10 protein-coding genes and 1 tRNA gene are annotated in these 9,091 nt (G+C 36.2%); 6 read left to right on the forward strand and 5 right to left on the reverse strand.

The features are described 5' to 3' along the window. Positions 1-167: 167 nt before the first annotated feature. The 5 genes from AB1397_07325 to AB1397_07345 all read right to left on the reverse strand — a co-directional run bounded on the left by AB1397_07325 (position 168) and on the right by AB1397_07345 (position 4,797). A complete protein-coding gene (locus tag AB1397_07325) occupies positions 168-1,217 on the reverse strand; it encodes a GAF domain-containing protein (protein MEW6482785.1) in 1,050 nt (349 codons plus the stop codon). 63 nt (positions 1,218-1,280) lie between these two features. Further along, complete coding sequence (locus AB1397_07330) at positions 1,281-1,667, reverse strand: hypothetical protein (GenBank protein ID MEW6482786.1); 387 nt, start codon at positions 1,665-1,667, stop codon at positions 1,281-1,283. Between the two features lie 43 nt (positions 1,668-1,710). After that, entirely contained in the window at positions 1,711-3,168 is a 1,458-nt protein-coding gene (gene metG / locus AB1397_07335) for a methionine--tRNA ligase (protein MEW6482787.1), read from the reverse strand. A 29-nt stretch (positions 3,169-3,197) separates the two neighbouring features. Then, positions 3,198-3,980, reverse strand: a complete 783-nt coding sequence (gene ricT / locus AB1397_07340; protein ID MEW6482788.1) for a regulatory iron-sulfur-containing complex subunit RicT — start codon at positions 3,978-3,980, stop codon at positions 3,198-3,200. Continuing rightward, positions 3,973-4,797, reverse strand: coding sequence for an AAA family ATPase (locus tag AB1397_07345; protein MEW6482789.1), 825 nt, complete (start codon positions 4,795-4,797; stop codon positions 3,973-3,975). The genes ricT and AB1397_07345 overlap by 8 nt, the downstream gene beginning before the upstream one ends. Before the next feature lie 76 nt (positions 4,798-4,873). Between AB1397_07345 and rpsF the strand changes: the two genes are divergently transcribed. From rpsF to cobA, 6 genes are all read left to right on the forward strand, one after another. Then, the gene (rpsF, locus tag AB1397_07350) at positions 4,874-5,212 is read left to right on the forward strand and encodes a 30S ribosomal protein S6 (protein ID MEW6482790.1); all 339 of its coding nucleotides are present in this window, start codon (positions 4,874-4,876) and stop codon (positions 5,210-5,212) included. Further along, positions 5,209-5,601 (forward strand): single-stranded DNA-binding protein, encoded by a 393-nt coding sequence (gene ssb / locus AB1397_07355; protein ID MEW6482791.1) that lies wholly within the window; start codon positions 5,209-5,211, stop codon positions 5,599-5,601. Before rpsF ends, ssb begins: the two co-directional genes overlap by 4 nt. A 52-nt stretch (positions 5,602-5,653) precedes the next feature. Continuing rightward, positions 5,654-5,743, forward strand: a tRNA-Ser gene (locus AB1397_07360). Positions 5,744-5,771: 28 nt separating this feature from the next. Continuing rightward, a complete protein-coding gene (locus AB1397_07365; protein MEW6482792.1) occupies positions 5,772-6,602 on the forward strand; it encodes a prephenate dehydrogenase/arogenate dehydrogenase family protein in 831 nt (276 codons plus the stop codon). Next, a complete protein-coding gene (locus AB1397_07370; GenBank protein ID MEW6482793.1) occupies positions 6,586-7,506 on the forward strand; it encodes a branched-chain amino acid transaminase in 921 nt (306 codons plus the stop codon). The genes AB1397_07365 and AB1397_07370 overlap by 17 nt, the downstream gene beginning before the upstream one ends. Beyond that, positions 7,503-8,975, forward strand: a complete 1,473-nt coding sequence (gene cobA, locus AB1397_07375; protein MEW6482794.1) for a uroporphyrinogen-III C-methyltransferase — start codon at positions 7,503-7,505, stop codon at positions 8,973-8,975. Before AB1397_07370 ends, cobA begins: the two co-directional genes overlap by 4 nt. Positions 8,976-9,091 lie beyond the last annotated feature (116 nt).

Raw genomic sequence — 9,091 nt, forward strand, 5'->3', positions numbered from 1 at the left:
ACTAAGTAATGGAAGATACTATAAATGAGAAGGATAAAAGGTATTCCTTATAATCTTGGGAGTCCTTCTGAAGGGAAAAAAGGAGAAACTTAAGGTTAAGGTTGCGAAATATCAGAAGTTTTCCTTAAGATTATCTAAACACATACCACATATGTTTTCCCTTTCCTTTATCCATTTGAAATAACCACCCTATTTTTATGTTTAAATGCACTTGCCAAAGCAGAGTTTGCACTCCTTAAAAACTCAATATGCGATGTTTCTGATGAGGGATAGCAGGCAATACCAATAATGGGAAAATACCCTGTGTTTGCCTCTATTTCCTTTTTTATCCTCTCTACCAAAATCATAATCCTATTCCTTCCTGTCCTTAAGGCTAAAATGTAAAACCTTCCATCGTTATACGAGACTATATCATCAGCCCTTGTCTGTGAATTTATAATGAGCCCTATTTTTTGAACCTCAGAAAGAGAAGAAGGAAGCTCAAGCTTTATAATTATTAAGGATAAAGGCCTTAAAATCCTCATACTCCTTGCAAATTCTTCCTTAAGCTTATTTTCAAAAAATGAATAGGCAAAGAGGGCTGTTTTATTATCGGTTATGCTTAATCTACTTATCTCCTCATAAAACCTTTCATTCTTAAGATGTAATGAAACGATATTAGAAATAAGCTCAAGAAAGACCTTCTCTTTATCAGAAAACCTCCTTTTTGCATAAGAGCCACAAAGGATAAGCCCCTGTGGAGAATCGGGAAGACCAAGGCAAACAGAAATGGCAGAGAGAAGCTTAATCTCCTTAAGAAAGCTATAATTTGGCTCATCCTTCATATATACATCATTGATAATTATTGTCTTTCCCTCCTTTACAGCCCCTCCCACAAAACCATCTCCCATCTTAAATTGTGGTATAGCCACAGAAGGTTTTCCAGAGCTTGCTATAAGCTCTAACCTTCCTATTTCGGGATTTAAAAGGAATATAAGGTTGATGTCTGTCTTTAAAAAGCCCATAATCTCTTGAATAATATAATCAAGTCTCTTTTTAAAAGGAAGGTCTTCATCCATTTTTAATGAGATGCTACAAAGCTCTTGTAGCTTCTTTGATTCCATATTCAATTCATACATCGTTGATTGAAGACGTGGTTGCAAAATCTTTGCCTGCTGCCTTTCATCCTCAAGGGCTTCTTCACAAAGCATTGTTTCAGAAACAAGGACAGAGCCCATTCCAGCCATAACAATAAATAGAGGAATTCTTATTAAAAGATAGGGGGAAAGGCTTACATCTTTTTAAACAAAAAAGATAAGAAAATATATCAGACAGACCCCAAAGCTTAAGATAATAGCACCCTTTGTTCTGTAATAGCAGGCAGCAAATATAAGGATGAGAAAATAAAATAAATAAAATGGGCTTTTTATTCCACCCGTTGAGGCAATAAGGGATGAGACAAAAAATATATCAAGTGTGCTTTCAAGATAGCAAATCCTAAAAGAGGTTATCTTTTTGTAAAGAAAATTGGCAATAAGGTTGTAAAATGTAATAATTAAAAGGGGAATAAATATCTCGGGTTTTGTCGCATTCTCTTTTGCAATAAGGACAACAGTTAATATAGAAAGGGCAATCATTAACCATCTAACCTTATTAGCAATCGGAAAAACCTTTTTACTTAAATCCATATTAAAATAATAACATATTTAGAGGCAGATGTCAAAAAAGGTATTAAGATTTTCTTATAAATAGATGTGAAGGAGGGGAAATTTTTATTCCCTGTGCAAGCCCTCCCCATTCTGTGTTTAAAAGGGAAAACCCAAGTTTTTCTAAAATCTTCAGACCTGCATCTGGCATTACTGGATAGATAAATAAAGCAATTAGTCTTATGCTTTCAAGTAACCTATAAAGGCAATCACAAAGCCTTCTTTTAGAAGGAATTGCCCAGGGTTTTTCTTTGTCAATGTATCTATTACACTCATTTATAAAAGCCCAAACGACCTCAAGGTATGTATGAAATTTTAATTCATCAAAATAGGAATCCATATTTTTAATGATATTAAAAGCAGATTCCCATAAAGCCCCTCCATCACTCTTTCCTGGAATAATCCCTCCTAAATATTTATTTACCATAGCAAGTGTCCTTGAGACAAGATTTCCAAGGTCATTTACTAAGTCAGAATTAAGCCTTTGGATAAGGGCTTGATATGAAAAATCTCCATCCAAGCCAAAAGGAAGGTCTCTTAAGAGAAAATACCTTAAACAATCAGCTCCTACATCATCGGCTAATTCAGATGGAGAAACAACATTTCCTAAAGACTTTGACATCTTCTCTCCCTTTATCCTCCACCACCCATGTCCAAAAACCATTTTTGGTAAGGAAAGACCACAAGAAAAAAGCATAGAAGGCCAGATTATTGTATGAAACCTTAAGATATCCTTTCCCACCAGATGTAGGTCAGGTGGCCAATATTTTTCAAATTTCTCTTTATTGTCAGGAAAACCCGCACCGGTTAAATAATTTGTTAAAGCTTCAAACCAGACATATATAACATCCTCAGAAGAAATTGGGATTCCCCATTTAAGACCTCTCCTTGTAATACTTAAATCCATTAGCCCATCCTTTACTATATTTTCCATTTCAGTAGACCGAAAGGAAGGCTTAATAAAATTTGAATTCTCCTTAAAATATGAAAGAAGCCTCTCTTTATATTTTGAAAGAGAAAAATAGTAGGTTGGAGATTCTAAAAATGTTGTCTTTCTTCCGCAAGATGGGCAAATTTTTTCTTTTAAACAATAGCTTTCGCAGGGTATGCAATAATTTCCGCTGTATTGCCCCCGATAGATATCGCCATTTTTATAGATAAGCTCAAATACATATTTTGCTGTTTTTTTATGCCCTCTGCTCGTTGTCCTTATAAAATCATCGTATGAAATATTAAGCTTCTTCCATAGAGATTTAAAATTCTCTGATTGAAAGTCTGCAAGGGCTTGAGGAGAAATACCCTTTTCCTTTGCAGATTGCTCTATTTTTTGTCCATGCTCATCTGTGCCTGTGATAAACAAAACATCGAATCCTTTAAGCCTCTTATACCTTGCAATGCAATCAGCGGCAATCGTTGTATATGCATGGCCAATATGGGGAATATCATTTACATAATAAAGGGGGGTGGTAATGTAATATTTCATTTAGCATTTTAAATGATAAATTTGCAATGTTAAATTTTAACTTCTACTATTCTTTCATCCTCAAGCTTTACTTTTATGGAGGATCTGATTGGACAGACCTCTTCAATAATACCAATTCCCTCCTCTGTTTTATAAGAAGAGCCCTCTTTTGGTGTTTTTTTTCTAAATTCCTTATAAAACTCATATTCAAAAGCAAGGCAGCACATAAACCTTCCACATACACCTATTATCTTAGAAAAAGACATAGATAGATTTTGTTCCTTTATCATCTTTATATTAACACCTTTAATCTCCTTTAAAAATTTAGAACAACAGGGTTCCCTTCCACACCAGGAAAAACCCCCAAACAGCTTTACCTCCTCCTTTATCCCTATCTGATAAAGCTCAATTTTAGAACCCAAAGAGCTCGAAAACTCTTTAACAAGGTTTCTAAAATCAACCCTCTCGTTTGCACTAAAATAGAATGTGTACTTTTTTTCATCCAAAGAGAGGTGAACATCGATAAACTTCATATCAAGGTTATGGGCTTCTACCTTTTCTATAAAAAGCTTTTTAGAAAGCTCCTCTTTTTCTTTATTTAGCTTCTGTTTTTCTAGATCTTCTTCGGATGCCTTCTTGATAATCCTTGGAATATGCTCTTTTATTTTCTCATCATCTAAAACCTTTGGCCCTTCAACACTTAAGCCTATATCACAATATCCTTCCATCTCAACAAGATACATTTTGCCCATTTCAATTGAGATCTCTCCACAATCGCAATAGTTTATCCTAGGATCCTTTAAAAACCTTATTCCCACTACCTCTCTAATCATTTGTTATCCCAAATACCATCTTTTCTAAAGCAAGCCTTCTATGGACATTTGCTTTTAGAGCTTCTTTTGCCTCTAAAACTTTATCAATCATAAAATAAAGGCCATTTTTCTTAAAGATAAAAAGGAGAAGCTCTAATGTATGTGGAAACCTTTCATACATCTTAACAAGCTCCTCTATGAGAAGAAAAGGAGACTTTGTTTTAAGAGAAGAGACCCATAATGAAAGGGCTTTTTTTTCTTCGTCTATGTTTATCTTGCTATAATTTAATATTTTTTCCATACTTCCTCCCGACATTTCAACTAACATCTCATCTTCTATACCAAGGGATTTAAAGCTATTTAAAGAAAGGGGCTTAAACCTTATTTTAAAACAGCGGGATCTAATTGTGGGAAGGAGGCTATTTATTGAGCTTGTAATTAGAATAAACAATTGGGTTGCCTCCTCCAATGTTTTAAGAAGACAAGATGATGCAGAAGGGGTAAGAAGATGGGCATTATCAATTATATAGACCCTCTTCTTATAGGTTGGCTTAAGATTTGCCTCTTTTATTATCTCCCTTATTGTATCAATCTTTATATAGCCCTGCTCATCCTTTATTTCCCTTATGTCGGGATGGTTTTTAAGGCTATTACAAGAGCTACAAAAAACACAACCATTATCATCGCAATTTATAGCCCCGGCAAAAGCAATTGCTGCCATTCTCTTTCCAATTCCGCTCTTTCCATAAAAGATTAAAGGAGGGATATCCCTCCTTCTTAAAAGGTTTTTTAAAGATGATATTGCTTCTCTCTGACCTATGATTTTATCCAAAAGCATAAACATATAGGATATAAATATTGGGCTTAATCTGTCAATCTTGACTTAAAAAGGATTTATTTTGTATAATATTTTTATGGAAAATAAATTTTATGACCTAATGGTTATTTTTGATGAAAAAGAAGCAAAAAGGGAAAAAATTACATCTGAAATTACTGGAATTATCAATGAAAACAATGGTTTTATTGAGCATATTGATGAATGGGGTATAAAAACCCTTAGCTATCCAATCAAGAAACACTTAGAAGGATTTTATTTGCTTATAAGATTTTCTGTAAAAAAAGAGGCAATTTCTTTAATCTCAGAGGTCTTAAGGGTTTCAGAACATGTTTTGAGGTTTCTTATTACAAAAAGAAAAAATCCCCTTCCAAAGGAAGGGGAAAAAGAGAATGAAGAGGAGGTAAAGGAAGAATGAGAGGATACTCAAGGGCAATAATTATGGGGAATTTGACAAGGGATCCTGAGCTAAAATACATTCCATCTGGAACAGCTGTTACAAGCTTTACCGTAGCTGTCAACAGAAAGTACACCCTTCAGGGTGAGACAAAGGATGAGACAAGCTTTATTCCCGTTGTTGTTTGGGGAAAACAGGCAGAGAATTGCAATCAATACCTTAAAAAGGGATCTGCTGTTTTTGTTGATGGAAGGCTTCGTCAACGCTCATGGGAAACATCGGATGGTCAAAAGAAATCCGTGGTTGAAATAGTAGGATTGACGGTTCAATTTCTTTCAGGAAGGCCACAAGAGGAAGAAATTATTGAAGAAGAACCACCCCTTCCTCCCGAAGAAGACCTTCCTTTTTAAGAGGAATTGCAAATTTTAAATTGATCATGAGGATAAAAATTTAAATTATAAAGGAGAGGTGCCAGAGAGGTCGAATGGGGCTGCCTGCTAAGCAGTTATACAGGCAAAACTTGTATCCTGGGTTCAAATCCCAGCCTCTCCGGGGAAGGTGAAAAATCAGGGTTGGAATAATTGGTCTTGGATTGATTGGCGGCTCAATTGGGTTAAGCTTAAAGAAAAATAAGCTTTGCTCCTCAATAATCGGCTTTGGAAGGAATAGAGAAAGGCTAGAGGAGGCAAAAAAATTAGGGGCAATTGATGAGATAGGGAAAGATTACAAAGAGCTAGCAAAAGTAGAGGTTATCTTCCTTGCCACACCTGTTTTATCAATTATAGAAATAGGAAAAGAGGTCTCTAAATTTATAAAAGAGGCTATTGTCTCTGATGCTGGTTCAACAAAGGCTGAAATTGTAAAAAATCTCTCTCCCTTAATCCCAAAGTTTGTTGGCTGCCATCCTATGGCAGGCTCTCATAAATCTGGGATAAAATTTGCATCTGGTGAATTGTTTCTCAATGCCAATGTTGTCCTAACGCCGAATAGCCGAACAGATAAAAAGGCAAAGGAGGTTATATCCTCTCTTTGGAAAGGAATGGGAGCAAATGTAATTGAAATGAACCCAGAGCTTCACGATGAGCTGGTTGCCTTATCATCCCATATCCCACATATTGTTTCAAACATCCTGGTTGAGCTTGTCTTAAAAAGAAAAGAGGCTTTATCTCTTATCTCCTCTGGCTTTCGTGATATGGCAAGGCTTTCCCTTTCCGAGCCTTTACTTTGGAATGATATATTTTTAACCAACCAGGAGAATATCATAAAAGGGCTTGATAAAATGAAGGAGATTATTGTAAAATGGAAAAAATTATTAAACAATAAAGAAAGGCTTTTGCTTTATTTAAAATTAAAAGAAATAAATGATCGGGCAAAAGGCCTAAGGGAGGAAAGAAATGGAAAAAACGGATAAGATTTGGATGGATGGTGAGTTTGTGGATTGGGATGCTTGTAATATCCACATCCTGACACACTCCCTCCATTATGGGATGGCAATATTTGAGGGAATAAGGTGTTATAAGACAGAGAAGGGACCTGCTGTCTTTAGGCTAGCCGAGCATATTGAAAGGATGTTTTCGGGTATGCATTTCTGCAAGATGAAGGTCTCCTATACAGAGGAGGATATTTGTAAAGCAATCTGTGAGCTTATTAGGATAAATAGGTTGGATGCTTGTTATATAAGACCGATTGCCTATTTTGGATTTAAAGAGATGGGTCTTTTTCCCTTGAATAACCCGGTAAATTTTGCCATTGCTGTCTGGCCCTGGGGGACATATTTGGGAGAAGAGGGGATAAAGGAGGGGATAAGGTGTAAGATCTCATCCTGGCTAAGGATGGATTCAAGAATCTTCCCCCCCCAGGTAAAAAACTCGGGAAACTACGCAAATTCAATTTTGGCAAAGATAGAGGCTTTGGAATGTGGATACAATGAGGCAATCCAGCTAAATACTCAAGGTTTAGTATCAGAAGGTCCAGGTGAAAATATCTTTCTGATAAAGAATGGAAAATTATTTACCCCATCTATAGCTTCTGGCTCTCTTTATGGCATTACCGCCCAATCTGTGATAAAAATAGCAGATGACTTGGGGATTTCATTTGAAAGGAGGGATATTTTAAGGGATGAGTTATTCTTTGCTGATGAGCTATTCTTTACTGGAACAGCGGCAGAGATTACACCCATAAGGGAGGTAGATGGAAGGATAATCAAAGATGGCAAAAGGGGTCCTTTAACCGAGAAGATACAAAATATATTCTTTGATGCGGTAAAAGGAAACCTTCCCCAATACCATCCCTGGCTTACCTTTGTTAATCCTTGAAAGGAAAGGTCTACCTTATCGGAGCAGGGCCAGGCGACCCTTCTCTTCTTACCCTAAAGGCAATTAAAGCAATTGAGGAATCAGATATAATTTTATACGATTGCCTTGTCTCAAAAGAGATAATTGATACCCTCCCAAAAAACAAAAGCCTTTTGTGTGTAGGAAAGATGGGGCAAAATCACATTATGGAGCAGGATGAGATAAACAGCCTTCTTTATAACCTTGCCCAAAGCGGAAATATTGTGGCAAGGCTTAAAGGAGGGGATCCCTTCTTGTTTGGAAGAGGTGGAGAGGAGGCGCTATATCTTATGGAAAAAGGGGTTGAGGTTGAGATAATCCCGGGAATATCCTCGGCACTTGCTTGCCCCTTGTATGCTGGAATCTCTATAACCCATCGGGGTTATGCCTCAGCTTGCACAATCATTACCGGCCATAGAAAGGATAATGAAAATATTAGTTGGAAAGAAATGGCAAAAATAGGTGGAACCCTCATTATCCTTATGGGGATTGAAAATATTGGAGAGATTGTCCAAAACCTCATAGAAAATGGAAAAGACCCAAAAACACCAACCGCGGTTATAAGATGGGGAAGCCTTCCCGATCAAAAAACAATTACAGGAAGTTTGAAAGAAATGCCAAAATTGGTAAAAGAAAACAATATTACCCCACCTGGGGTGATTGTAATTGGCGAGGTTGTGAAATTGCGAGAAAAAATGCTCTGGTTTGAGAAAAAGCCCTTATTTGGAAAGAAAATCCTTATTTTAAGGCCAGAAGGACAAATAGATAACCTGGCAAATATGCTTTTTGATAAAGGGGCATCTGTGATCAAATTTCCCATAATCTCCATTGTTCGATATAATGATCCCAGCCTTCCTTATATCTTAGAAAGGATAAATACCTACGATTGGCTTGTCTTTACATCCACCAATGGCGTTAGGCTATTCTTTGAAAAATTGGATGATCTAAGGGGTTTTTATGGGCCAAAGATTGCGGCAATTGGAGAGAAAACAAGGGATGAGATAGCAAGGCTTAAAATTAAGGTAGATATTATGCCAGAAACTTACCAGCAAGAAGCCTTGCTTGAGGTGCTTTTAAAGGAAGGCATCAAGGACAAAAAGATCCTTGTTATAAGGTCAAAGAAGGGAAGGGATATTCTTATTTCAGGCCTTTCTGAGAAAGGTGCAAATGTGGAAAGCCTTATATTATATGAGGCAAAGCCAACAGAACAAGACCCAAGCCCTATAAAAAGCATCATCCAAAACAACGAAATAGATGTAATTTGCTTTACCAGCCCATCTTGTGTTTATTCCTTCATTAAGCTAGTAGAAAATATTCCTTCTCTTAAAATTGCAAGCATAGGACCTATAACCAGCAAGGCTCTAATGGACAATGGGTTTGTTCCCGATATTATTGCTTCTACCTTTACAGATGAAGGTCTTGTTATGGCAATATGTGAATATTATAGTTAATTCCATAACGCTTTACAAAATGTATGGGTTTAGATAATCTTAAGGAAAACTTTATATAAAATTTTGAATTTTGAATGTTGAATTTTGAATTAAAAGGGGAAAAATTTTATAAAACT

It is taken from the genome of bacterium, assembly GCA_040756715.1.
GTDB lineage: Bacteria > UBA9089 > UBA9088 > UBA9088 > UBA9088 > JBFLYE01.

What these genes read in the sequence shown, in the direction of transcription:
- metG (MEW6482787.1), bottom strand. Translation starts at nt 3,168, where the DNA reads ATGAAATATTACATTACCACCCCCCTTTATTATGTAAATGATATTCCC.
- rpsF (MEW6482790.1), top strand. Translation starts at nt 4,874, where the DNA reads ATGGAAAATAAATTTTATGACCTAATGGTTATTTTTGATGAAAAAGAA.
- ssb (MEW6482791.1), top strand. Translation starts at nt 5,209, where the DNA reads ATGAGAGGATACTCAAGGGCAATAATTATGGGGAATTTGACAAGGGAT.
- ricT (MEW6482788.1), bottom strand. Translation starts at nt 3,980, where the DNA reads ATGATTAGAGAGGTAGTGGGAATAAGGTTTTTAAAGGATCCTAGGATA.
- AB1397_07370 (MEW6482793.1), top strand. Translation starts at nt 6,586, where the DNA reads ATGGAAAAAACGGATAAGATTTGGATGGATGGTGAGTTTGTGGATTGG.
- AB1397_07330 (MEW6482786.1), bottom strand. Translation starts at nt 1,667, where the DNA reads ATGGATTTAAGTAAAAAGGTTTTTCCGATTGCTAATAAGGTTAGATGG.
- AB1397_07345 (MEW6482789.1), bottom strand. Translation starts at nt 4,797, where the DNA reads ATGCTTTTGGATAAAATCATAGGTCAGAGAGAAGCAATATCATCTTTA.
- AB1397_07325 (MEW6482785.1), bottom strand. Translation starts at nt 1,217, where the DNA reads ATGGGCTCTGTCCTTGTTTCTGAAACAATGCTTTGTGAAGAAGCCCTT.